At 55.2% G+C, this 23,507-nt stretch carries 30 protein-coding genes; 19 read left to right on the top strand and 11 right to left on the bottom strand.

Annotation, left to right across the window (positions count from 1 at the left end; genetic code table 11):
- Positions 1 to 145: 145 nt before the first annotated feature.
- The 11 genes from NLK60_RS16980 (at position 146) to NLK60_RS16930 (ending at position 11,184) form a co-directional block, all read left to right on the top strand.
- Positions 146 to 691: a cupin domain-containing protein gene (locus NLK60_RS16980; RefSeq protein ID WP_254810680.1), complete on the top strand. Its 546-nt coding sequence runs from the start codon at positions 146 to 148 to the stop codon at positions 689 to 691.
- Positions 692 to 834: 143 nt separating this feature from the next.
- Positions 835 to 4,083 carry a hypothetical protein gene (locus NLK60_RS16975; protein WP_254810679.1) on the top strand — a complete coding sequence of 1,083 codons (3,249 nt, stop codon included), beginning with the start codon at positions 835 to 837 and terminating at the stop codon, positions 4,081 to 4,083.
- A 27-nt stretch (positions 4,084 to 4,110) separates the two neighbouring features.
- The gene (locus NLK60_RS16970; protein ID WP_254810678.1) at positions 4,111 to 4,302 is read left to right on the top strand and encodes a hypothetical protein; all 192 of its coding nucleotides are present in this window, start codon (positions 4,111 to 4,113) and stop codon (positions 4,300 to 4,302) included.
- A 45-nt stretch (positions 4,303 to 4,347) separates the two neighbouring features.
- A complete protein-coding gene (locus NLK60_RS16965) occupies positions 4,348 to 5,409 on the top strand; it encodes a DUF4352 domain-containing protein (protein ID WP_254810677.1) in 1,062 nt (353 codons plus the stop codon).
- Positions 5,410 to 6,284: 875 nt separating this feature from the next.
- A complete protein-coding gene (locus NLK60_RS16960) occupies positions 6,285 to 7,013 on the top strand; it encodes an archaellin/type IV pilin N-terminal domain-containing protein (protein WP_311136951.1) in 729 nt (242 codons plus the stop codon).
- Between the two features lie 234 nt (positions 7,014 to 7,247).
- Entirely contained in the window at positions 7,248 to 7,769 is a 522-nt protein-coding gene (locus NLK60_RS16955; RefSeq protein ID WP_254810676.1) for a hypothetical protein, read from the top strand.
- Positions 7,766 to 9,133 (top strand): DNA-methyltransferase, encoded by a 1,368-nt coding sequence (locus NLK60_RS16950; RefSeq protein ID WP_254810675.1) that lies wholly within the window; start codon positions 7,766 to 7,768, stop codon positions 9,131 to 9,133. Before NLK60_RS16955 ends, NLK60_RS16950 begins: the two co-directional genes overlap by 4 nt.
- The gene (locus NLK60_RS16945; RefSeq protein WP_254810674.1) at positions 9,130 to 9,489 is read left to right on the top strand and encodes a hypothetical protein; all 360 of its coding nucleotides are present in this window, start codon (positions 9,130 to 9,132) and stop codon (positions 9,487 to 9,489) included. The genes NLK60_RS16950 and NLK60_RS16945 overlap by 4 nt, the downstream gene beginning before the upstream one ends.
- Positions 9,486 to 9,827 carry a hypothetical protein gene (locus NLK60_RS16940; RefSeq protein WP_254810673.1) on the top strand — a complete coding sequence of 114 codons (342 nt, stop codon included), beginning with the start codon at positions 9,486 to 9,488 and terminating at the stop codon, positions 9,825 to 9,827. Before NLK60_RS16945 ends, NLK60_RS16940 begins: the two co-directional genes overlap by 4 nt.
- Positions 9,824 to 10,636, top strand: coding sequence for a hypothetical protein (locus NLK60_RS16935; protein WP_254810672.1), 813 nt, complete (start codon positions 9,824 to 9,826; stop codon positions 10,634 to 10,636). Before NLK60_RS16940 ends, NLK60_RS16935 begins: the two co-directional genes overlap by 4 nt.
- Positions 10,633 to 11,184: a hypothetical protein gene (locus NLK60_RS16930; protein ID WP_254810671.1), complete on the top strand. Its 552-nt coding sequence runs from the start codon at positions 10,633 to 10,635 to the stop codon at positions 11,182 to 11,184. Before NLK60_RS16935 ends, NLK60_RS16930 begins: the two co-directional genes overlap by 4 nt.
- A gap of 436 nt (positions 11,185 to 11,620) precedes the next feature.
- Here NLK60_RS16930 and NLK60_RS16925 read toward each other — a convergent pair whose 3' ends face one another.
- On the bottom strand, positions 11,621 to 12,808 hold the full coding sequence (locus NLK60_RS16925; protein WP_254810670.1) for an orc1/cdc6 family replication initiation protein: 1,188 nt from the start codon (positions 12,806 to 12,808) through the stop codon (positions 11,621 to 11,623).
- A gap of 328 nt (positions 12,809 to 13,136) precedes the next feature.
- Here NLK60_RS16925 and NLK60_RS16920 point away from each other — a divergent pair, with 328 nt between their 5' ends.
- The 8 genes from NLK60_RS16920 to NLK60_RS16885 are packed head-to-tail and all read left to right on the top strand — an operon-like array spanning position 13,137 to position 16,527.
- Complete coding sequence (locus NLK60_RS16920; RefSeq protein WP_254810669.1) at positions 13,137 to 13,673, top strand: hypothetical protein; 537 nt, start codon at positions 13,137 to 13,139, stop codon at positions 13,671 to 13,673.
- The gene (locus NLK60_RS16915; protein WP_254810668.1) at positions 13,666 to 14,175 is read left to right on the top strand and encodes a hypothetical protein; all 510 of its coding nucleotides are present in this window, start codon (positions 13,666 to 13,668) and stop codon (positions 14,173 to 14,175) included. Before NLK60_RS16920 ends, NLK60_RS16915 begins: the two co-directional genes overlap by 8 nt.
- Positions 14,172 to 14,471 carry a hypothetical protein gene (locus NLK60_RS16910; protein ID WP_254810667.1) on the top strand — a complete coding sequence of 100 codons (300 nt, stop codon included), beginning with the start codon at positions 14,172 to 14,174 and terminating at the stop codon, positions 14,469 to 14,471. The genes NLK60_RS16915 and NLK60_RS16910 overlap by 4 nt, the downstream gene beginning before the upstream one ends.
- Positions 14,471 to 14,842 (top strand): hypothetical protein, encoded by a 372-nt coding sequence (locus NLK60_RS16905; RefSeq protein WP_254810666.1) that lies wholly within the window; start codon positions 14,471 to 14,473, stop codon positions 14,840 to 14,842. Before NLK60_RS16910 ends, NLK60_RS16905 begins: the two co-directional genes overlap by 1 nt.
- The gene (locus tag NLK60_RS16900; protein WP_254810665.1) at positions 14,842 to 15,144 is read left to right on the top strand and encodes a hypothetical protein; all 303 of its coding nucleotides are present in this window, start codon (positions 14,842 to 14,844) and stop codon (positions 15,142 to 15,144) included. Before NLK60_RS16905 ends, NLK60_RS16900 begins: the two co-directional genes overlap by 1 nt.
- Positions 15,141 to 15,725 carry a hypothetical protein gene (locus tag NLK60_RS16895; RefSeq protein WP_254810664.1) on the top strand — a complete coding sequence of 195 codons (585 nt, stop codon included), beginning with the start codon at positions 15,141 to 15,143 and terminating at the stop codon, positions 15,723 to 15,725. Before NLK60_RS16900 ends, NLK60_RS16895 begins: the two co-directional genes overlap by 4 nt.
- On the top strand, positions 15,722 to 16,120 hold the full coding sequence (locus NLK60_RS16890; RefSeq protein WP_254810663.1) for a DUF8159 domain-containing protein: 399 nt from the start codon (positions 15,722 to 15,724) through the stop codon (positions 16,118 to 16,120). Before NLK60_RS16895 ends, NLK60_RS16890 begins: the two co-directional genes overlap by 4 nt.
- The gene (locus NLK60_RS16885) at positions 16,117 to 16,527 is read left to right on the top strand and encodes a helix-hairpin-helix domain-containing protein (protein WP_254810662.1); all 411 of its coding nucleotides are present in this window, start codon (positions 16,117 to 16,119) and stop codon (positions 16,525 to 16,527) included. Before NLK60_RS16890 ends, NLK60_RS16885 begins: the two co-directional genes overlap by 4 nt.
- A gap of 49 nt (positions 16,528 to 16,576) precedes the next feature.
- Here the strand turns inward: NLK60_RS16885 and NLK60_RS16880 are convergent, their stop codons facing one another.
- The 10 genes from NLK60_RS16880 to NLK60_RS16835 all read right to left on the bottom strand — a co-directional run bounded on the left by NLK60_RS16880 (position 16,577) and on the right by NLK60_RS16835 (position 23,342).
- Positions 16,577 to 17,371, bottom strand: a complete 795-nt coding sequence (locus tag NLK60_RS16880) for a hypothetical protein (RefSeq protein WP_254810661.1) — start codon at positions 17,369 to 17,371, stop codon at positions 16,577 to 16,579.
- Between the two features lie 384 nt (positions 17,372 to 17,755).
- On the bottom strand, positions 17,756 to 18,130 hold the full coding sequence (locus tag NLK60_RS16875; protein ID WP_254810660.1) for a hypothetical protein: 375 nt from the start codon (positions 18,128 to 18,130) through the stop codon (positions 17,756 to 17,758).
- A complete protein-coding gene (locus NLK60_RS16870) occupies positions 18,127 to 18,921 on the bottom strand; it encodes an N-6 DNA methylase (RefSeq protein ID WP_254810659.1) in 795 nt (264 codons plus the stop codon). The genes NLK60_RS16875 and NLK60_RS16870 overlap by 4 nt, the downstream gene beginning before the upstream one ends.
- On the bottom strand, positions 18,918 to 19,664 hold the full coding sequence (locus NLK60_RS16865) for a hypothetical protein (RefSeq protein ID WP_254810658.1): 747 nt from the start codon (positions 19,662 to 19,664) through the stop codon (positions 18,918 to 18,920). Before NLK60_RS16865 ends, NLK60_RS16870 begins: the two co-directional genes overlap by 4 nt.
- A 3-nt stretch (positions 19,665 to 19,667) precedes the next feature.
- Entirely contained in the window at positions 19,668 to 20,210 is a 543-nt protein-coding gene (locus tag NLK60_RS16860) for a DUF6884 domain-containing protein (protein WP_254810657.1), read from the bottom strand.
- Position 20,211: 1 nt separating this feature from the next.
- Positions 20,212 to 20,592 (bottom strand): hypothetical protein, encoded by a 381-nt coding sequence (locus tag NLK60_RS16855; RefSeq protein WP_254810656.1) that lies wholly within the window; start codon positions 20,590 to 20,592, stop codon positions 20,212 to 20,214.
- Complete coding sequence (locus tag NLK60_RS16850) at positions 20,585 to 21,037, bottom strand: hypothetical protein (RefSeq protein WP_254810655.1); 453 nt, start codon at positions 21,035 to 21,037, stop codon at positions 20,585 to 20,587. The genes NLK60_RS16855 and NLK60_RS16850 overlap by 8 nt, the downstream gene beginning before the upstream one ends.
- 282 nt (positions 21,038 to 21,319) lie before the next feature.
- Complete coding sequence (locus tag NLK60_RS16845; protein WP_256530402.1) at positions 21,320 to 21,748, bottom strand: type IV pilin domain-containing protein; 429 nt, start codon at positions 21,746 to 21,748, stop codon at positions 21,320 to 21,322.
- 107 nt (positions 21,749 to 21,855) lie between these two features.
- Complete coding sequence (locus NLK60_RS16840; RefSeq protein WP_311136950.1) at positions 21,856 to 22,347, bottom strand: DUF7970 domain-containing protein; 492 nt, start codon at positions 22,345 to 22,347, stop codon at positions 21,856 to 21,858.
- A 5-nt stretch (positions 22,348 to 22,352) separates the two neighbouring features.
- Positions 22,353 to 23,342, bottom strand: coding sequence for a ParA family protein (locus tag NLK60_RS16835; protein WP_254810652.1), 990 nt, complete (start codon positions 23,340 to 23,342; stop codon positions 22,353 to 22,355).
- Positions 23,343 to 23,507 lie beyond the last annotated feature (165 nt).

Raw genomic sequence — 23,507 nt, 5'->3', positions numbered from 1 at the left:
CGACGAGCGAAAAGTATCACCGATTGAGGATTTCAACAAGGCCGACCAATGCTAATTCGCTGTTTATCAAAATCGGTACTGTATACTGGGGGAGGATACGATAAGACCCGACAACTTATAATCATGTCTTGTGTCATCAATACACATGTCTAAAAAAGACGATGCAAAACTAACCCCAGAAGAGTTGGATTACAAGCACCTGCCAGAGCAGACAATGTACAAAGTTCAGATTCCTGGGGACAACGGCGGGGATTCTGAGTCAGTTCGGCAAATGCCACTGATAATCAGGACGAACGAGTTTCGACTACTCTACTTCGAACTCGATCCCGCTGGAGAAATTGGCTGGCATACGCATGTTCCGGGACTCGATGAAGTGAATCTCTGTCTCGAGGGACGAGTCAGATACACTCTCGAACGGGAGGACGGGAGTCACCAAACGCTAGAACTCGATCCAATGGAGTTCGTCTACATTCCTGGAGGAGCGCGTCACAAAATCGAAACGGTTGGCAATCAGGTTCACAAATCATTATCGGCAGCCAAATTCGATACGGTAGCCAGGCTCGAGGTACTCGAAAATAATTCAGAATCTGCGGAGACAGATACTGACGAACTCCAATGGCATGATGCGCTGTTCGTAGACCGCAAGCGTGACGAGGTAGTCGCCAAAGACGATACTCTCGTCTCGAGCTAGCACCCTCCTTGTGCGGTAATTCGCTGGTATTCTCAACACAACTCACCCACACACGGCGACACCTTCTTTACAGGTCAGATAGTCTTGTAGACTGACGTTCTTCCTCCCAGAAAGCGTCACCCTCCGCAACACCCCAAGCACCTATGTTCGCACTCCTCGAGCGACGGGAGAGCGTCGGCGCTATTGCGCTGTCTGCCCTCCTCGTCGCCTCAATCCTAGCGATTGCTGTTGTACCGACCGGTCTCTCGAGCGGGGCCACAGACACCGATCTCGAAACCTCGAATCCCTCACTCGAGACCAAAACCCACGTACAAACCACAGATACCGAGAATTTCGAGGGCGGTGGCGATCCCGTCGCGACCGAAGATGGCGACCCGTTCCATAACGACGGCCACGAAAAGGATGGGCTACTGTACGTCGTCACCGATCAGGTTACTCGAGTCGTCGTCTACAAAACTGACTTCGAAGTCGTCGACGAACACACGCTCAGCCATAGCGCAAGCGGTATCACGCGCTTCGACGGGCAGTGGATTATCGCCAACTGGGAAGACGACACCCTGCACACGTACGATGATGATTTCACCCAACTCGATAGCACACCTATCGATGTCGTCGATGATTTCGAGAGTCCGTGGAATATCGACGCCGATGGCGACCGCCTGTATGTCACTGACGATTCCGATATCCAGGTGTACGATAGCGACCTCGAGCAGATCGACACGATCACGACGGGCCTCGAGCCGATCAACCCGCTGCACGTCGTCAACGACCGCGTGTTCGTGATGGAAGCCAACACCGACGATACGGTGTACGAATTCGATACCGATGGCACGCAGATCGATACCTACCAGGCCACACCGGAGACGGGAACGTACGAAGAACAGACACGCTCGATGTACCTGTTCAATGGGAACTGGTACGTCCATGATCTTGCAGGCGACGGTGACGCCTACCGCTTCCCCGCTTCGATCACATCCACGGCCACGCTTTCAGGGACGCTCACGGACACGCGCGGCGAGCCCGTCGCGAACGCCACAATCACGGGGACAGGCGTCACGGACGTTGGCTTCGATGGCCTGGACGAAACGGAACTCGAGGCCGAAGCCAACGCGTTACTGAAAGAACTCGAGGACCCGCTCCCCGATAGCTTCGACGCCGACTACGATTTCGACGCGCATACTGACGCCGACGCCACCTACACGCTGGTTCATCAGCCCGGCGACTGGGGTGTGGGTACGACGACGATCTTCGCCTCGAGTATCGACGACCCACGCGTCACGGTTGACCAGAACCGCGACGTCGTTATCTCGCTGTGGGACCCGACCGAAGATGGCGGCCTACTCGAGAATCAAGTCGACCAGAGCTTTCCCGGCGCTGCGGTCGAAGGCACCATCATAATCGACCAACTCGCACCCACGGGCGAGACGACCGACTCGAGAACCCTCGAGACACACGTCGTGGCAACGTCCACGGGCGTCAACCCACTGACGACGAACGACCATCACGCCGTCCGGACGAACCTGCCACCAGGCGTCTATCACACCTATCCCGAAAGCAACGAGGGTCTTGGCGTCACGTTCACCGTGGGCGACCCGGACGAACTCGCCCAGCAGGTGATCGACGACCTTCGCGATGAGGCCGACCAACTCACCGAGCGCGCAGAGCGTATTCAATCACTCACCGCTGAGGAAACGCTCGTGACCGAAACCACGACGACCGACGAGAACGGCGAATTCACACTCGAGATTGACCAGCGCGTCCAAACTGTGTCGCTGTATCCCGTCGCTACGCCGGATCAAACCCAACTGCCCGACGACCCGTCACTCGAGGATTTGCACGGCCTCGAGAGTGACCTGTTCGTCCCGACGCCTGAAACCTCGATGCAGACGTACGCACCGCCCGATGAGGGCGTTCAGCTTACGGTCTATCGGACGCCAACCCTGCCGTACGAAGAACTCGAGGCGTTCGATGACCTGCTCTCAGAACTTGAAGCGGCGTTCTTCAACGAATCGCTCGAGGACCTGGACGGCTGGGTCCAACGCCTCGAAGAGATCACGGGCGAGCAACAAGCCGATCTCGTAGATGAACTCGAGGCGTTCCTCGAATCGGAACTCGAGGATCTGGAAGCCGAACTGACCGGCGACGATAACGAGGACCTCGAAACGCTGCTCGAGCGTCTGGATGAACTCGAGGAATCGGTCACCGTCGACCCTGGAATCGACGACGGCGGTTATACCGATATCAGTGATGGCGAACTGCCCGGCCTGTTGGATCTCGAATTCCCGGTGCCTAGCGATATCGACACTGACGACGTACTCGTGTTGACTCATACCTCGAGTGGCGAGACAGTCCCGATCGACAGCGCCTACTGGGAAGTGCAATCCGATGGCTTCCTTGCAGGCAACGTTGTGACGCTCACGGAGAACCCCTTCGAGGGCGACAACGTGGGCGTGGTAACGCTCGAGGTTCACGTCACGGGCGACGATGGCTATGGCTCTGGAAGCGAGCAAGCGCGAAATCCCGGCTTCGATGGCGATTTGCCAGGTCTCGAGTCCCTGCTGGTGTCGACGCTCGAGCCCGAACCCGGCGAACGCGTCTCCATCGATGTGAACACTGACGCCGAAGCTGCACCCGCGACGGTCGTCGACGCCGAATTGTTCGACGCCGATAGCGACACCCAGCCCGTCAGTATCACCGATGATCGACTCACGTTCGAACCCGAAAGTGAGAGCGTCCATCACCTGCGCGTCACGCTCGAGACGACCGATGGCGGCCAGTTCGTCGTGAGTGAACGCCTTCGCGTGGGTGCGGGCTCTCGAGCAGACAGGGCCACGCTACGTGTGGGTGCATCCCCGCTCGGTATGCACGCGGTAGCAACTGAGGGCATCGAAGCCGCGACCGTCGAACGCAGTGGCGGGGTGATCGACGTACAAGCGACCGTCGATGAGTCGCCCGGAGAGTTTCACGTTCAACCAGAGCGCGTGCTTTCGGGCACCGACCACGAGTTTTCGGTCACGCTCGAGACTGAAACGGGCGAGGAACTCGAGGGGCACGTTCCCGTATTCATCCATCTCGAGAACTACGACTCAGATGAAGGTGTCCACTGGCGCAACGGCGCTGCGTTCACCGTCGACGGCGACACTCGCCACGGTGAGGTGCTCGAGTACGATGATTCGCAGGTGGTAGTCACCTACACTGACGATACAGGTAGCCTCGAGTCCGTCGAAGTGATCGAAGACGCTGGGTGGGGCGACCGCCTCGAGCATTGGGTTGACCTGCGTGTACCTGATATTAGCTGGCCGTCGTGGCTTGCGTTCGTATTCACGACGCTCGATGCGTGGGCGCTCGAAATCTGGGTGATGGGCCTCGAACGCACGGTGCCTCGAGTTTAAGTAGGAAGCCGGGGCCAACCCGGTTTGATGTTCGATCATCCACAAGATGATTTGTTGGTCGTCGTTGCACTGTCCGTCTTCGCTCGAGAGTTCGAGGACGCCGAACCCGGAACTGCCGATCGGGCACTCGAGATGGCGTTCGAATTGGCCGAACAGCATGGTTTGGACCCAGCCGAGGCAACGCTACAACTCGAGTTGGAATCAAATACTAAATCTTGAACTATCAGCCAGAAAGGTCATTACACTAGGAGTTTTTGGATATGTATGGAGAGAAGAAAGTTACTTACAACTGGTGCAACCGCGTTTGGCTTGATGATTGCTGGATGCACATCCACTGAAGATGATTCTGGACCGAGCCCCACAACGGATGATTCCAACGGGGATGGTACTGGAAACGGCGACGATCAAGGAGATGAATCAAACGGAGGCAACGGGAATGGGGACGGCGATGACGGCGGAGAAAATGATGAGGTTGAACCCGAAGACGTTGAAGAAGTAATCGGCGCACTGATTGATGGCGACCAAATGCAATTAGTAGTTGAAGATATTCGCTATGACACCCAGTTAAGCGAATTTTTGGAGGCCGACCCTGGAAATGAATTCGTAATAGTTTCCGTGGCGATGAAAAATATTTCCGATGAGTTCCTCGGTGTCTCAAATCTACTCCAAGCGAGCGTCGTAGATGATGAGGATTACTCCTACAATATGACATACGGAGGTACCGATGAACCCACTTTCAATGATGGACAATTCGCTCCTGGCGAGGTGGAACGAGGCACGGTTGTCTTTGAGGTCCCAGAGGATGCAACTGGACTTGAGCTTCGATTTGATTTCGACGTCTCGATATTCGGGGGAATAGATCGAGCTTATATCAATCTCGAGGATGAGACCGACGTTCACATCCTCGAGCAAGACCTTCAAATCGAAGTGTATGACGTTGGACAAGCAATCGAATACGAAGGCACAGAAATCGTCATAAATAGTGTAGAATATGAACAAAGCCTTGATCAATTTACTGAGGCCGATCCAGGAAATGAATATGTCATAGTGGACCTATCGGTCACCAACGAAACGGGAGAGGAACAGCGAATCTCAACGGCCCTACAAATGTTAATAAAGGATGAAAATGGGTTTAGTTACCAAGAAGATTGGGGGGCTGGTGCTGCACTGAGTCAAAATTTCGATGAAACGAGTCCATTAGAAGATGGAGAAACTCGCCGTGGTCAGGTGGCCTACCAAGTTGAAGAAGATTTGAGTCCTCTCTATTGGGTTTTCGAATTCGATATGTGGATTGACGGCGACAAAACCTTCTGGCAGTTGCGCTGACCGATATCACAGAAGATCGAGATTCTATTGAAGAATCGACCATCCATAACCATCAACTGAATTTATCTTTCAATAGTTCTCGAGCATTATTATTTATAAATATATACTTGGTCAAAACGAGGTTAGGTTAAATTACCTAGCTGAAGGGGAAGGCAGCGCTATAATTACCGAACAATGTAACTCAGACGTCTTAGTACCGGTTGAAATTCATTGTATGACACTCAATTAGAAAGGGGAAATAGAAACGAAATCCCTGCGTGTAAATGTAGTACTACACCAAGGCAAAAAATTGCCTGAGTAATTCTCCTTCAGTCCTCACTCGATGACCTAGTACAGCTTTCGCGGCATCTAATCCTCGAAACGATGGCCTCGGGCCAGTGTTACCCAATATAAATCTAACGCGACCTCTAACCCACCCAGAACCAAGGGCGTCGAAACAGGCGATATGATTCGCTTCACTCCCGATGGCGATACGAAAATCGGGAGAAAGGAGTATGGAACCACCACACCTGGCCGTTCGTTCGAGGTCCCCACATTTGGCAGTCAATAACCGAAACTCTCGACAGGGGATTTGCAATTTCATCTGAAAGGCCCTGATGAATTACTAGATTGCGACGATGTCGTATAAAGAATCACGACCCTCGAGGCGGAACGCTGGAACAATCGCGACTACATCCTCGAGAAACCCGGCGGTAACAACCAAGTGACCGATCTCAGTAAGACAGTGAGACACTACATCCCGACGCTGTATGCGATACACCAAAGACATCTGAAACAAATTCCGACATTCGACGCCGCCGTCTTGGTAATTAATAGTAATATTTTCATATCGAGATTCGAGTCGAGTCCTGAAAGAGCAAGGGATTTGATTAATTGTGGCCGGAAACATCAGTCCACTAACAAACATGGAGGTCTTAGGGAATCAACTCAACAACTCGAAATCCGACAGTAGAGACAGATCTCAAGTCGGAATTGGGACGTTGATTGTATTTATTGCAATGGTATTGGTCGCAGCTATTGCGGCAGGTGTTTTAATCAATACTGCGGGGTCGTTGCAGAGCCAAGCTTCGGATACAGGTACTGAAACACAAGATGCCGTCTCAAATCAAGTTCTGGTGATCCATGCTATTGCCGGTATCAATCAATCAGAAGAATTTCTCGATTCTTACGACGACCCGTACGCAGAGACGCTCAATTTAACCGTGATGAAATCACCAGGATCAAACGAAATCGATCTCACCTCAATGACTATTCATTATACGAGCGATCGCGTTTCTGAAACACTCACTTATAGCAATGCATCTCGGGTCGCCAACTACGAAGATCCCGATTTTGCTAATGGTTGGGAAGAGTTCATAACAAGCGAAACTGATGGTGAGAGCGATGAAATGCTAATTGACACAGCGGACCGAGTCAAAATTACTATTTCAACTCGAGCAATCGAAGAACAGGTTGACGGCGATCTAAGTGACCCCATTGTTAAGCCGGGCCTTGAGCCAGGAGAAAGCATATCTTTAGAACTAGTTGATCAGTCGGGAGCAAAATATAGCTATGGCGTAACTCTACCCAACACATTTGGGGATCGTGAAGTGGTTGAGGTCTAATCTACAACCACTATAATTCTCCACGTTTACGCTTCTAAGCCTCTGGATTGTAGCCTCCCCGACAGTCTCGAGGGACGTATTGAGTGCTCGGATCGCTTGCCGGTCCTAACGGCGATGTCTATTAATTGAGTAATACGGGTATGGCACACCCCAAGCACGCGGTAAGCGCCATATACACGAATCGTACGGCAACCACGCACTTTCGGAACAGTGGTCTCGAGTCGGTGATCGGCCATGTCTAAAACCCAACAGCGGCCTCGCTCTCACCCAGTACTCGAGGGCGTCGAAAAAGGCGATACGATTCGCTTCACCGCCGATGGCGAGACCGAAATCGGGACTGTCGATGAAGCCGTCGCGACGAAATTTGAGGACACTGGCTTCGGGTACACGACACTACCAATCTCGATTGGTCGGACGATCGTCGATATCGGCGCAGAATTCAAACCCGGCTCAGGATGGACGCAACTCGAGGCGACCGAACGCGTCTACAGCGGGAAATCGGGGACCGAATGGCAGGTGATCGGTCCTATCGAGGAGTTGGTCGTGTTGAATCCGGGCATCGACGCCGACGCCGTTCGACTCGGTGATACCCTCGAGCATTTGGATGGCACGCACTATCGCGTGGTCGAACTGCCATACGAACGCCAATACGACGACAAGTTTCTCTGTTACTCGAGAGAGACGGCTTCGAACGCCTGCAAGAAAATCGACTCGAGCGAAGTGGTCGAACACATCGGGCGAGGTGACGAGCTGTGACTGAAATCGATAAGTGGGTGAACGATATTCACGAGGGCGACGTTCTCGAGACGCTTCGAGCCCTTCCCGAGTCCTCAGTCCATCTCGTGGTTACTTCACCTCCGTATTTTAACCTCAGAGATTACGGTGTCGACGGTCAGATCGGGCTCGAAGACTCACTCGATGCCTACGTTGAAACGATGGTAGACGTCGGCCATGAAATCCGGCGCGTCCTTCGAGACGATGGGAGCTGGTGGCTGAATCTGGGGGATTCGTTTGCAGGAAGTAATCGTGGCTCATGGAACGAGGACAATGGAGAGCCCAAAGAAAGCTACTCACCAGACGTTGGGGACTTGCCACATCACACAACAAATCTCCAGAGAAAGTCCAAAATGATGGTCCCTCACCGTGTCGCTATCGCACTACAATCAAACGAATGGGTGGTCCGATCTGATGCAGTATGGAAAAAAGAGAATCCAATGCCTCACCCGGTGAAAGACCGTCTAAACGAACACAAAGAGTTCTTCTTTCATTTGACGGCGGAACCAAATTATTGGTTCGACCTGGACGCTATCCGCGAACAACCACAAGAATCGAGTATTGGAAGAGACGATACTGGCGGTCAGAAAACGACGAATGTCGATCCATACCCAGGCCGTGAGGGCAAAGGTCGTATCCACAACTTCGACAGAGCGTGCCACCCCAACGGGAAGAATCCCGGCGACATTCTCGAGGTTGCTGTTCGGCCATTCCCCAAGGCCCATTTCGCCACCTTTCCTCCCGAGCTGGTAGAAACGCCGATCAAAGCGAGTTGCCCACCAAAAGTCTGTGCTGTCTGTGGAGCGCCGTACGAACGTTCGAATGAGGAAATCCCGGTATGGGAACTCGAGAATCCCGATCGACCACAGCTCAAACGTGCGCTCGAGATAGCCGACGACGCCGGGCTCACCGAAGATCACTTCGAGGCCATCCGTTCGTACGGGTTTGCCGACGCCGGTCACGGAAAGAACTGCCAAACGGGGACCGGGAACAACACCGATGAGGTAGAGTCACTCGCGAAAGAGGCCAAAGAAGCGTTGGGTGGCTACTTCAGGGAATTCGTCACTGCATACCAGGACACCGGCAACTTCGAACAGGCGTGTGACTGCCCGACTGTAGGTGAATACACGGAACCGGGAATCGTGCTGGACCCGTTTGCGGGTGCTGGTACAACCTGTCTCGTGGCAAAACGGCTGAATCGTCGATTCGTCGGTATCGATCTGAACCCGGAGTACGTCGCGCTCGCACAGAAACGAGTCGGCATCACTGTCGACGAACCTGAACGGTTGCTCGAGGACGGCGAAACCTCACTTTTGGCTTACGCTGATGGGGGTGACCCACAGTGAGCCAATCCGATCAACCCACAACTCCGTGGCGCGTCAAGTGCAGCCGCTCGCTCGAGGACGAGACGGAGTATCGAACAGTCCAGGTGGCGGCCTCGAGCAGTGAAAGCGCTCGCGAAGCAGCGCTCACCCATCACGATATCACGGACACCGCGTTCGAACCGTACGACACCGAACAGTTGTGCGTCCCGTGCCACGCGGCCATGCACGAACCCTGCGAAGCCTATACCTCGCTGTTGGTGACCGACCCGGAACGCGTTCCGTTGGGAGAGAGATATGCCGATCACCTGGTCGGGGTGCCGATGTGTGTCGAGCATTTCGAGACGATGCAGTCGTTTCTTCGAGGTGACGAGCTGTGAGCGACTCGTTGGAGGACAAACACCCGGTATTGACCTCGATGCTTACCCGCTACATGCTGGCCTACGCCCTCTTGTATATCGGGATACTCCTGGTAGCAAGCCCGTTAATTTGGATGATATTACGGTCATTCATAAACAGACAGCCTATCTATCAATCAATATTCGAAAACGGGCTGTATTTTGACGGTGTTCCCGCTGCTCTGTGTGCAATCGGCATCGTCATCACCGCTGTTGGTGGGTATTTTCTCTGGGATTCATCGAGGGATATCCGATCCTACCTCGAGCGCCACGATATCGACGCCGAAATCGAGGATTTACCGGAGGTGACCGACGCGTGAGTCTCGTTTTCGAAAACGAACTGTACGATATGACCGAGACAGCGACCGAAATCTTGCTCGAGAACGATCTCCCGTGGCGGGTGCAGGGCGACGTTGTTTTCGAGGAAGTTCCGTACGCTGGCTTCCGAACGGATATCGTCACTGCTCGCTTCGATACGTGGGCGTGTGCCCGTCGACGGCTGGCTCTTGATCATCTCACACCACTGCCGGATGAACGCAAATACCGGCGCTCGTATCGCACACTGCAACGCCTCGAGCCGGTCACTCGAGCGCACTGGATACACGAGGACAGCACGTACGCGACCGAGCAAACCTGCCGTGAGGTGTGGGATTGGCTCGTCGAACACAACTATCTCACAGCGATCCACGAGGAATCACTCGGCGGGCAACAACGCCTCCCACTCAACGACTGCGATTCCCAACCGATCATCGACGACCACACGCCGATGGTCACCGTTCGCTATCCCGATATCCTGACGATTCAGGCGTTCGAACTCAAGCCTCGAGACTGGGAAACCGCGCTTCGACAGGCGATTCGAGCGGATTCATACGCCGATACACGATGGGTTATCATGGACGCCGGAGCGATAGGGGGCGCGCTCGAGGAACAGAAACAGTTCCACGATTCCGGCGTCGGGCTGATGAGCCTCGATCGAAACGATATTGAGATTCACGTTTGGGCCGATTCAGTCCATCCTCCCGATGGCACGACGCGGCAGTTGCTCAACGAACGGGCGCTCGCGAACGTTCCCCAGTCAGTTCAAGCGGAGATCGACGAACGCTACCAGAAACTCGAGGAGAAACGATGAGTACTGACGACTCACAAGTGCCGTATCTCGAGACGACGCCACCAGCTACGTATCGGATTCTCGAGTCGGTTACCGACCGCGCGTCTGCACAGTGGATGGAACAGTTCGAACCAAAATTCTCGAGAGCCCTTCGGTATTTCGACGATCTGGCCGGACAAACCGTGACCGTGGCTCATCTGAAACCCTCGAAAGAGTACGTTCTCTCAGATCCGATTGCGGTAGCTGATCCACATAACAATATCCTGTACTTCGACACTGCTCACGAAGTATCGTATCTGACTATCTTCCACGAGTTGGCCCATCTCGAGATATACACCCAATCCGACCAGGGCCGAGACGTTCCCGTTACCAGTGAAGAGTACTGTTCGATCTATGCCGTTGCATTGATGGACGAACACTTGATTGACCGTGATCGGATAGCCTATCTCGGTCACCCAGCGGTACATCGAAACGAGTGGCCCGAGATTTGCCAACGGGCACTCGAGTATCGAGAGGATCACCGAAACTACGTCCAGAAAGTCAAGGAGTGGCTGGAAACGGAGGTTTGAACAGACTATCTCGACCGATCGGTGTAGTACTACATTAGAGAGAATCTGAAAGACCCACCCACCCCACTACTTCCGCTGTTAGAGATACAAACGACTGCATCACCCCCATGGGAAGGGGTGATTTGAGTTGGGTGAAGAACGACCTACGGTTATGGTTATTACGAATACTACTTAAGACTATCCTAGAGAACTAGAAAGGTAACAGGCGGAACCGACCTTAACCGCTGTACAATTGCTGACGCTAACAGCGGAAGCAGTGGGGTGGGTGCGTCAGACCCACCCGTATTGAACAGTCTCTGCTAACAGCGGAACTGGTGGGGTCGGTACTACCCAACAACTCTTCTTGATCCATCTTCGCTAACAGCGGAAGCAGTGGGGTGGGTGACTGGTACTCACTCTTAATGAACCATTCACTCTAACAGCGGAAGTAGTGGGGTCAGTGGGTCGTTCCCAATAACTCCGAAAGCCCGGCTTTCACACTCGAAACCGTCTGATCCAGGTCATGCTGTTTGTACTTCCCACCGCCCTTTCCACGGTTTACCTGCGTTGAAGAAACAATCCCGAGGGTCTCTAACTCCGCCAAGTACTCACGAACAGCTCTGTCTGATACTGGGTCAGTCGCTTCACGATCGCACAAAATCTCGTATGGCTCTCGAATATCCCGCGTCCGGACTGGTGTATCTCCCTGCTCTGCCAACAACGTCAACGCCCACAACACGAGTTGACCGTGTCTCGAGTAGTTGCGAATTCCTTCAACCACCTGGTCAGTTTGCAATCGCTCTCTCGCTTCGCGAACATGGGATTCGGTGACCTGATCGGCATTTCGCTCCCGTGCAATGTCGCCGCTCTCGAGTAACAGATCAAGAGCCTGTCGAGCGTCACCGGAGTCTTTCGCGCCGAATGCAGCACACATCTCGATAACGCCGTCACCGAGGACGCCTTCTTCGAAGGCTACGGTCTCGCGCTGGCGCAGGACTTCACACAACTCATTTGCATCGTATGCGCTAAACGAGACCTCTTTCTCACAGAGACTCGAGCGAACTTTCGAGTTGAGTTGATTCCGAAAGTTCAGGTCATTCGAAATGCCGACGACACCGAGTCGGGTTTCAGATATATCTCCGTTTGAACGCGCCCGTGGAAGTTTGTACAGCAGACTATCGTCTTTGATATGGTCAACCTCGTCGAGGACGATCAGGACGGTGCCACCGACTTTATCCAGTTCGTCGAAGAGAAACTCATAGACTGACGCCTGTGGGTAGCCGGTATTCGATATCTGGTTCGTCGGCTCGCGAAGTTCGTTGACTAACGCCACGGCGGTCTGGTAACTCGAGTTCAGTCCGTCACAGTTGATCTCGATTGTGTGCAAATCAAGATCGTCTACTTTGTCTGCATCGCGCTTGAGGAGTTGTAACAGAAACCGAGTTGCGGCAGTCTTCCCGACACCACTTTTCCCGTAGAGGAAGATATTCGAAGGTGTTTCCCCTTCGATCACCGGCTGGAGGGCTGCGTGATACTTACTCAGTTCCTCGTCCCGGCCAACCAATTCACCGGGCGTCCACTCTTCGAGGAGCGCCTCACGCTCTTTGAAGATTGCCCCTGTAGGTTGGAAACTGAAATCCGACATTGAAAGGGTGTGTCTCAGCCAACAATATTAACCTTTGCTTCCGCTGTTTCCGATGTTTACGTTTGTATATAAGTGTCTGACACCACTATTTCCGCTGATAGGCTGATATGTTCGACGACGACAGTTGAGATTTGAATTGACCCACTCGAGTGGGGGATCACAGAATTTGGTGGTCCGAACGACCTTTATACAGGGTGTCAATATTGAGATAAGGCGGTCAAACCCGCCGGAGATCGATGAACGAACGACAACACCCCAAGCACCCTGTAGCAACGACTGACGACTATCGAACCGACACTCGAGGACCGTCCCTCTTGCAGGTGGTTCGATGAGCACCCAAGAGCGACTCGGAACGGTGGCAGTCGAACCCGAATCCGCACCTGACGCGTACGAAGCCGTCACCGTCTTTCAGGCGACCAACGCCGATACGACGTCTATTCGGGCGGGCCGATACGACGACGCCGAAGTACTCGAGGAACCGGAACTCCAGGGCAAGACGCCGATCTACGCCCGCCGTCGCTTCGAGCCGATTCAGGTAATCGGATTTCAGGAGCCAAAGACGGTCGATGAGATATTCGAGTGGGTGGATGCAAACCGCGATCATTCGGCGTTCGAAGCCATCGACTGGGAGGCCTACGACCGGAAACAGTGGATTGCAACTATCGTCGAGAACCGCTCGAGTTACAATCGCTTCCTGATCAATCTCGAAAACCGCCTCGAGTCAATTCACCCTGTCGGCGTCGAAACCCAGAACGAACTCGAGGCGATTCAACAGGACCTCGTGGAAGCGTTCACCGATGGGCCTGGCTGTGTCGTGAATCTCGTCGAAACAGCGACTGGCGACCAGGGGGGCGACGATGAGTGAGCATACTGACTCCGATACCGGCTTCCTCACAACGCTAAGCGAAGAGATTGGGGTTGCGAAACGCCCAGCAAACGCACTGGTTGAAGAATACCCGACTCGAGAATCGGTCCTCGAGACGTTCCTCGCCGATGACCGGTTCGACCATGTTTCGGGCGTCGGAAATCGAACCACGGGCAAACTGTGGGACTGGCTTACCGAGACCTATCCCGAAAAGAATCGTGAGCGAATCGAGAACAGCGAAGCCTACTGTACGGAATTCACGACCGACCACGGCCTCGAAGAATCCGAGAAACACGACCCAGAGATGTTCTACTGGGCGTGGATTTGCCCTCGAGACGGCCACAAGAACGTGATGAAAGGCGACCCTCGAGACTTCGCCGACCGACCGTTCGCGTGTGTACAGTGTCGGTGGGTCCCGTTGCTCGACCGCGAAAGCCTCCTAGAGTGGTTCGAATCCGAGAATCTCGAGGCTGAAATCGACGCAAATGAGGTTCCAGCATGAGTGAGCGTGATGGAATCGACCGGGTAGATGAGTTCTTCAAACTCGAGCACACGCAGGGCGTTATCTGGGTGGCTCGACGTGGCATAACGGCCATCAAAGCCGCTGATTTCGACGAGGATGGAACGATCTATCCGATCCTGTACGACCGGTCGAAACTCGAGCGTAAAGAACGCGAGGGCACAATCGAGACGGTCCCACGAGAGGATGTCCCCGAACGTGTCGAGACGTACCTCGAGGGCCAGTTCTACGCCGTCGCGAAGAATCTCGAGATGCTTCGACAGGCAGGTGGTTCCTAATGACCGAACACTACCCTTCGATGGTCAACGCGTTCGTGATTGTCGACCCGGAGAATGGGTCAAACCATACGTTCGATGGGCCGTTCGATTTCACCCGCGACGGCGGCAACTTCGAGCTAGCGCTACCAATTGGGACTGGAACGGGAACGATCACCGAGGTCGAAGCAGAGACGATCACCGACGCCAACCCCGAATCCGAAGCGACCGACTATCTAGCCATTGCGCTCGCAGACGGCGGTGTCGAAGGGTCGGGCGTGATCGTGGCCGCCGACCGTCTCGAGTCCGATGTCCTGGTATCCGTTGATGATCCGCTGTATCTCGAGCCCGGCGAAGTGGATATCGACGCCGATCTCTCGGAGGTGGATGCGTGATGGCACAGCCTCAAAACAGGACAGCCCCGGTCGAACAGGAACCGGAGTTCGTCGGTGTCCACTCAGGCCTCGTCAACGACATCTGCCAAATCTGGGATGGTGACTCACCGGAAGATATCGAACAGTGTGGCGACCCAGCTACCCATACTGCAATCGAGTACACCGGTCGCCTGCACCAACTCGCCGTGTGTGACGACCACGGCAACCCCGACGCACTCCCAGAGAGCGACCGCGAATGGACTGGTGAAAGCCCGCAACCTGTCTCGAGACAACACTCGACACACCGGGGGGTCGACCGATGAGCGTCACTGAAACGCTGCGAACGCGACTCGAGGTTCCCTGGAACGGCGTGAAGCCGGTCGCTATCCGTTTCGTCCTCATCTATGCCGTGCTGGTAGGCACCGGAGGCTTGGCGTTCACACTCGTTTTCGGCACTACCATACTGGAGTCTTTCGACGTGATCTGGCTGCTGGGCTCGACGATGATCTACGCTGGGATAGCGCCACTCCCGGCGCTCGTATTCGCGATTGCGTATCCATTCTACGCTCGAGAATTCTTGCCTGCCCGAATCGAGTCGGTCACCGCGTTCACCAGCCGTCTCACAACTGGATACCAGCGCGTACAGGCGACAGTCGTCACGTTCGCCGTCACGTACGTGGTCGTCGTGATCGGCCTCAGCGTCGGTATCATACCAATCGAGATTATCGACCCGGCTATCCCGACGCTTCGACAGTCCCTCGAGTTTGGGCTTATTCTGTCACTGCCGACTGCGTGGCTTCCGGCAGCGCTGTTCACCGCCTACGCACTGGGGGCTGGCTTGCTCGAGCAGCCAGCGCTGGATACCGATACCGATGCCGACACTACAGGAGGTGACGGTCAGTGAGTTCGACTGACGATACGGGCAATCCAGCGCATTCAGCCGTGTACACCCGTCTCGAGACACGGCTTCGGATGGCCGACGTTCCCGTCGACGGCCTCACCGAACGGGGTGGCGACCCACAACTGCGTATCCAGGCCCTTGCAGACCATGACGACCCACTGGCCGTCTCTCTGCTAACGGCGGGGATTATCGCTCGAGAGTTTCCCGAACTGATCCGACACCGATTCAGTATTCGCGTGACCGACCGATCGGGGTCTATCCTCGCGACGGCTCACGTCAACAGCAAAGCCATTATCGAGTGGAAAGAGGGTCGGATCTCGGATCTCGAATACGCTACACTCCTGCTGAAAACGTGGAAAGTGTTCGGTGGCGTCTCGACGATTCGAAACGCTCGATGATCGACGTCGTTCCAGCAGCGGGAACCTCGACGCCGGACTGGCTGACCTTACTTTTTCTCACCCTTGTTTTCGCGTGGATAGCGTATGACCGGTATCTCTCGAGCGAGCAGAGCGAACTCGAGGCGGCCAAAGAGGCCTACGCGACAGGCGAGCTAACCCACGCAGAGTTCGTCCGGCGACTCGAGGTGATCGACAACCCAGCGAAGACGAAAATTCGCAGTAGCATCGAACCGATACCTGGTATCGGCCCGGAAACCAGCCGGGCAATAGCCGAAGAATACGAGTCACTCGAGTCGCTTCGAAATGCGAGCGTCGACGATCTCGAGGCAATCAACGATATTGGCCCGTCGAAAGCCCACGCTATCGTCGAGAGACTCGGTGAAGCGGATGAAGAAACCGTCGATTAGCCGCGAATCCAATGTAGTACTACACCGGAAACCCGTCGCAAAACTCTTTTCACTCCGATTTCACGAATCCGACCAACCCATCGTCGTGTTCGAACCACGACAGGCCGACAGACTCACCGGTCTCGAGATGTAGTACTACATCAGCGACTCCCAGTGCGGTCACCAACCCGCCCACCGCGATTCGAGGCTGGCTGTTCGATGGGCCGCTCCAGGTGATCTTCCGAACGTTCGGTCGATCATCGTCGTCGCTCGTGCGCTCGAGCGCGAATGCTGGCGTGCCATCGAGACAGAAACACTCGAGAGACACGTACGCTGTCTCACCCGGCGAGACCCCGAGGCGCTCAATGGCGACCATCGGCAACATGGCATAGTTGTAGGCCCGTTCGTCACCCGCCCGGACGATCGTCGACGAATACGAGCGAGCTGCGGCGACGTCGGTCACGCCCGGCTTTCGAACCGTACTCTCCCACCCGTCGATCGGCGCGGTGACCGTCGTCGTCTCACCCTCCGTTTCGATATCGGCGTCACCCCATTCGACGGTGCAGTCCTCGAGTCCCCACGCAGCACCCGTGAATTTCGGGAAGTTGATCTGAGTCTGTCCCGTCGACGCCGTGAAGTTCGGTCGACGCTCGTTCGCTCCATCCCCATCGATCTCCGGCCCGAAGGCTATCTCGAGGGCAATGGGCGTCTCAACGCCGACTGCTGACCCACACCGGACGTGAATCTGTAGGTATACTCGGTCGCTCGTATCGCCCTCGAGTCTGTCTAACAGTCCAGTTTCGCGAACGACGGATTTCGAGAACGTCGTTCGATAGTTGGTGCTGTATGATATACGCGTCCCCATAGGTAGTTGAATACTCATTGTCGTGGTCACCAGGTGTTTGCTTTCGCAACCTGAGTGCAACTATACGGACGGGTGGCATAAAAGTTACTACTGCAAACTAACTTACTCGCTCGAGGGTCGAATGTCTCTCTGTCTCGATTAGTACGTTGAAAAGGGTAGGATGGGGTTGGTGTCGTTCGATCGGATTACGCTGGCGGGAGGTGCAGGCCCGCCAACCATGATCGAATGCTGGCGTGATTGCAACAGTGCTTGGGGCGTTGCACAGGCCGCAGGTGAACGGCCCAATTAGTACATACGAAGGCACTATATTCGACCTTTGGACCACCAACCCAATTGGTGACATACCGCAAAGCAAGCGACAACCAAAATCTCGATGAGTCGTAACTACTCTTCTGCGCCTGAGTCTCCCTTCTCGAGCGGGTGGTCAGCTAGCCACTCACCGACCCCGTCGAGCGCGTCCTGTAAGTCCTCCGTGTATCCTGGTCGAGTATCGCGACCGGCGCGTTTGCCGTGCCAGCCAGCGGATTTCTTCTCTATACGGTAGGTCTTCGCACGCGACGGATCTGGGTGTTGCCACCAGATTTTATCGTCACCGACGTGAGCGAGTTCCCACCCACTGGTCGTGACAGATTCAGCATACTCTCGAACGCGTTCGCGCCCCTCGAGATCGTAGCCTTGGGAGTCGTCTATCGATAGGTCGACGTTGGACGTGTCTCCAGCCCCGAATTTCGAGAGCATCAGTTGATCATCGTTCGTCACGCCGACCACTCCGTGAGTGCTACCTGTTCGGATTGACCGACGACCGCTAGCCGATTTGCGTCTGTCTTCGACCTCTCGGCGCTGTCTCGCTCTTCCAGCAACTGAGGAACTGGCACCGCCTCGGGCTCTTCGAGTTCCACGACGGAACCGCCTACGGAACTGTGGTGAGTTCGCCACGCCCGCTTGCGCTCGAGCGTGAGCGTATCGCCGTACACGACAACGCCCTCGAGATTGAAGAAACAGAAATTCAACGCGGTCATCTGAGCGCACAACAGGTCTTTGTCTTGTCCCCAACAGAACGTCGCTTGCTCACACTCCCGCGCACCCATTACGAGCAACCGACCGGTTCCACAGGCCGGATCACAGACCGTCACGGGCGGTTCTACGCCCCCAGAATCTCCCATCTGCATGGCAGCCATCGACCGGGCCACCGGATGCGGGGTGAAGTGCTGGCCGAAGGCATCGGATTGCATCCCCCACGCCTCGTACGTCTCACCGAGTACATCCCGACCAGTCTCACCCATTCCCTGTTGCAGCTTGCCGAAGGCCTTCGCGAACAGATCGGCGTTCCGATCACCGCGTTCTCGGTGACCGCCGCCGTTGCAAGAATTGCCGTTGACACCCCCGTCGCGCTTGTAAGAATCGAGTACCTCGAGGTATTGGCCATCGTCTCGCTGGAGTGTTGCGAGCATTAATCGCACCCAATCCCGAAACACCTCGTATCGGGTGAACCCGCGCTGTTCGATTCGCTCGAGTGGCTCCAAAACCGACCGTACGTGATCGTTGCTCATACTGTATCACCGCCATCGGTCGCCGCTCGAGGCGTATACTGCGTTAGATCACGCTGACCCACACCCTCACCGGTCCCCGAACCATTCTCGCGAGCCCATTGGCGGGCAATTGTCACGGCCACCTCGAGTCCACACTCATCGGGCGTTTCGACAATTTCGCGAACCTCCGGGTGCTTACATTTCGGGCCGTGAGCGTTCGTCCAGGGTGCAAGCGCGACGGTCGCGTTTCCGCTGCCGTTCCACGTATGCAGGTAGAGGTAGGGTGCGTTCTCGACAGTTAGACACTCTGGACCCTCGAGTTTAACCCGCCGTGGGACTTCCTCACCGAAGTCCTGGCGTCGGTAGTACACCTCGCTCTCGCGGTCGCCGAGGTAGTACGCCTCGAGTTCGTACCCCTGCGGTGAATCGAACACAGCCTCACAGACTTCGGGGTGTGTCCACGCTTCGGGTGGGGTGTCGGCCATCCACTCGCGGGCTCTGTCAAAACCGCTCTCGAGAGCGTCCACGCGGTCGTGTTCATCGTCGTACGCAAGCCGCTCGAGGTCGACCTGCCCGCCGAAGCCACGCACTCGGTCGTCGCGAACGCGAACACAGACTGCCGTTAGCGGATCGAACACACCGACAGAACAGTCATGCTCGCTCGAGCGCCAGACGTGGCCGTTCGAAGTATCCTCACTGTCGTAATGCCAGCCGTTGATCGACTGTGGAACCTCGAGACTGTCGGAAAGCCGGGGTTTCGGCATCAATCACACACCCTGTTCGGACCCAGCGTCACTCTCGAATGCCGGTGAGACGATTTCGCCGATCTCTTCGAGCGTGTCGATGTGTTCGGGCCAATGGGATTCGTCGTTACACCAGGCCATCCCTCGCCCGACACCGGTCACCCAGTCGTCGGTCTGCCACGGCGTCAACACAGCCACGGGCAGCCTATCGAAATGGGGCTCAAGCGCACCGACGTACGTCTTACCGCCGATGAACACAACGGCGTCGAAATCGCCGTCACTGAGAACGTCTTGCAGCGCTCGAGTGACTTTCGAGGCCCACGCCTTACGCTCACAGTCGGTCATGTTCTCGAGCGTCTTATCGTAGGTCGAAATTTCGGTGGCGTGATGAACCAGACCGAACTCGGCGCTCATGATGTAGTAGCCATCGGAGTGACGCCCGTAGCGGTCCTTACAGGTGTGGACGCTCGAGTCGTACAGTAGGCGGGCTTCGATAGCCTCGCCGGGCTCGAGGTCGCGTTTGGTCGCCCCACACGAGACAACCGCACAGACCTTCGGTCGGTCCATCTTACGGCTCACCTCGAGCTTTCGTTGGCGTTCGTCCACTGAGGGCTACCCGCTGTTCTCGCTGCACGCTCTCGCTTGCCCCGTCTTTGATTACCAACGTCTCACCAACGCGCTCGAGGCCGTCACCTCGAAGGATTTCACGGTAGGTAATCCCGGTCCATTCGGACACGCGGATGCCACCGCTTCGGTCGTCGCTCGCGAACAGATACCGCCGGTCCCTCGAGTCAACGCCAACGATGCCGACGCCTGGCGTATCGAAGTACGACCCAACGGTATCGACGACCGTCACCTCCAGGGCAAGCGCCTCAACACGCACTCGAGCGTACCGATCGACCGACTCGAGGGCAACGAACCGCCCGTTCGGGGTACTCGAGTTACGCATCCGTGTTCACCTCGAGTTCGAAGGCTTCCCAGCCAATGGGCAATACGAGGTAGTGCTCACTATCGACGGAAACGACGTCGGCCACCTCGAGACTTCGCGTCTCAGCCGCATAGAACGCCCGTGACTCACGACCACTGCCGGCGTTCCAGCCATGCCAGACACGGCTCAACACGCGTGCGATAATATCGTCTTCCGTTCGGTCGTTGTCGCCCTCGAGTGTCACCGTCTCTGTGCCGACACACTCGTACAACGCCTCGAAGTCGGCTGTGTCGATGCAGGTCCGATCTCGATGGCGAATTTCAAAGCGAATATCGTCTGCTCGAGCAGCCCGGTCGTTCTCGCGTCGATCACCGCGAAGCAACTGGTACACCTCGATATCGAAGTGCTGTGTTTTACTGTCTGTACACTGATCGTCGTGGTCACCGTGACCGGTTTCCCGGTTCATACCCATACTCTATGCTCGAGTACTAAATAAATTACTATTGTAATATAGTGTATTACGTTTGGTGACCATTTCGAGTACGCACTCTGTGTAATGCCGTGGCTCGAGGGTATGAGAATACACGAGGGTGATCGTAGTGGTTGGTGAAGCTGACCGGCCAGACGTTGGACTGTCGGCAACGACAGAATGAATGGCCGCCCTCGTGTGATTTACACTCTCGAGTCGTGGGTTGTGAACTTGTTGGCCGTTCCGTGTTCGTCTACTCACCGAAAATGGGGATTGGAATTAAACCGTCGCGTGCTCGAGCACTAGGCCATCGCCCTCGCCATCGACCCATATCACTTTGACAGTTGACTCGCCCACAGCATATTCCATCGTCGAATCGCCCGCTTCAATCGTGCCCTCGAAGCCGTCGATTTCCTCGCCATCAATGCGTACAGAGACGCTCGAGGCGTCGGCGGCCTCGCCGCCTGCGTGAGTTACAGTCACGAACGACCCGCTACGCTCGATTTCCCAGTCGATATCTGGGGTTTGGGGTTCGGTTTCATCACCCATCTGCTCTGTCTCGAGGAAGTCCGTATCCGGGTCGCTTTGGGCCATCTCGATGGCAAACACACCGATTGTAGCGCTCAACAGTACAGCGAGTCCAACTAACAGTGCAACACCGATAACGGGCGCTATAGCACGCCCACTGTTTCGATTACGTTTGTCCATTGTCGTGGTCACCGTGGCCGGGTTTCCCCGACGCTAATAACAACTACAATCGCTCACCACTTAATAATTACTATTGTAAAATACATTACTGAGTCGTAACCTGAGCTCTAATCGCCCGCTCGATACCCTTCTTCTTTCATCAACTTCGCAACGCCCTCGGGATTCTGGAATGCCAGCTTGAGTGCGAACTCGCGTGCATCGGTTTTCGACACTTCGTTCCCGCCGAGCTCGCTTGCAAGCGCATTTCGAAACGCCACCTCCTTGTTTGCAACCGACTCTCGAAGATGCAACTCAATTCGCTGGTCGCGTTCATCCATTACATTCCGTCGACGGACAAAATAGGGGTACTGCGCATCATCCACGTCGTCGGTAGCGTCGGCTGTAGCCTGTTCGGGTTCAGGTTCCGACACTGTGTCGTCATCTGGATTTTCTATCCCAGGACTCGAGCCGTCCGTCGTCGAATCGGGAGGAAAATCTGTCGCGGAATCGGCCTCTTCAGTTGCATCTGGTGTTGTCTCGCTCTCACTCTCACTGTCGCTTTCGCTCTCGTTTTCGCTGTCGGGTTGCCCAAAGTCCAAATCTCCGGACCCTGATTTCATCGGGCTCATGGCGCTGCCCTCTGTGGCTCAATATCGATTTCAAACGTCTCGGTTCCGTGCCCATCGATATCTAACTCGAGTACTGGCTCGATGTCCATTTCGAAGGTCTCTGTTGCGACAAACGCCGCGAGCTGATAGATATCGCGAAGCGTTTCGAGTTCACGATCACGAATACCCCGTTTCCCCGGCTCACTCACCATTTCGCCGTCAGCCTGGTGGGTTTTCCAACGCTCTTCGACAACTTTGTAGGCCGATCCACGCGCTTCCCACATATCGTCCATCATACTCTCTCTGTCGGGAATGAAAACGGGCGTGGGGTACATTTCGTTCTCTCTGAACTGCTGTGCGTAATGATTGTGAGCGTTCGTCTGGCCGATCCCCGATGGGACAACACACGAGAGCCCGACCTGGATCGCGAGTTGTTCCTCCATGTTTTCGACCATCTCCTCGAGCCCGTCTAGACTGAGATTCCCTTTTCCAGCGGGCTTGACTGGTGCGACGAGTGTTCGCATCGCGTAGATAGCGTTGTATAGCAAGTCCTCTGCTCGAGCGTTCGGGTCGATTAAGACCGCATCATACTCCGCTTGTAGCTCTGCTGTCTGCCAAAGGAGGTTATAGAGTAGCTCATACCGGGGGTAATCGTCTCTCGAGATGTTTCGCATCCCCGACTCATATGAAATCTTTTGCTCGAGATTCGAGGTGAAATCCCCCAGCATATCGTGACTTGGAACGACGTCGACGCCTTCACTTGAGGTTTCAATTAGGTCGTGAAAATCCCCATCGGGCATCTCGAGGATGTGCTTCACGAGATTATCGGCGTCTGGGTCACTTCGATATTCGCCTACGTCGAATAGGCTTGTGAGGTTTCCCTCTTGTGGGTCGAGGTCGATCACACAGGTCTCGAGTCCCATCCGCTGGAGGCTCACTGCGAGATTTGCTGTGGTTGTCGTTTTGTACGTCCCGCCCGATTCTGAGTAGACGACCGCTGTTATCATATGCAGGTAGTATAGAACGCTGTGACATAAATCTGTGTCAGACAATACAGGCAGGTATCTGTAACAGATATCTGTAATAGGGGTCTGTTACAACTGTCTGTAATGACTGCTGTCGGTTGGTTTTGGTCTTCTATTGGTAGTTCATAGGACTTTGCCAGTGAACTG

Source organism: Natronosalvus amylolyticus (assembly GCF_024298845.1).
GTDB classification, from domain to species: Archaea; Halobacteriota; Halobacteria; order Halobacteriales; family Natrialbaceae; genus Natronosalvus; species Natronosalvus amylolyticus.
This window is presented reverse-complemented; position numbering and strand designations above follow the sequence as displayed.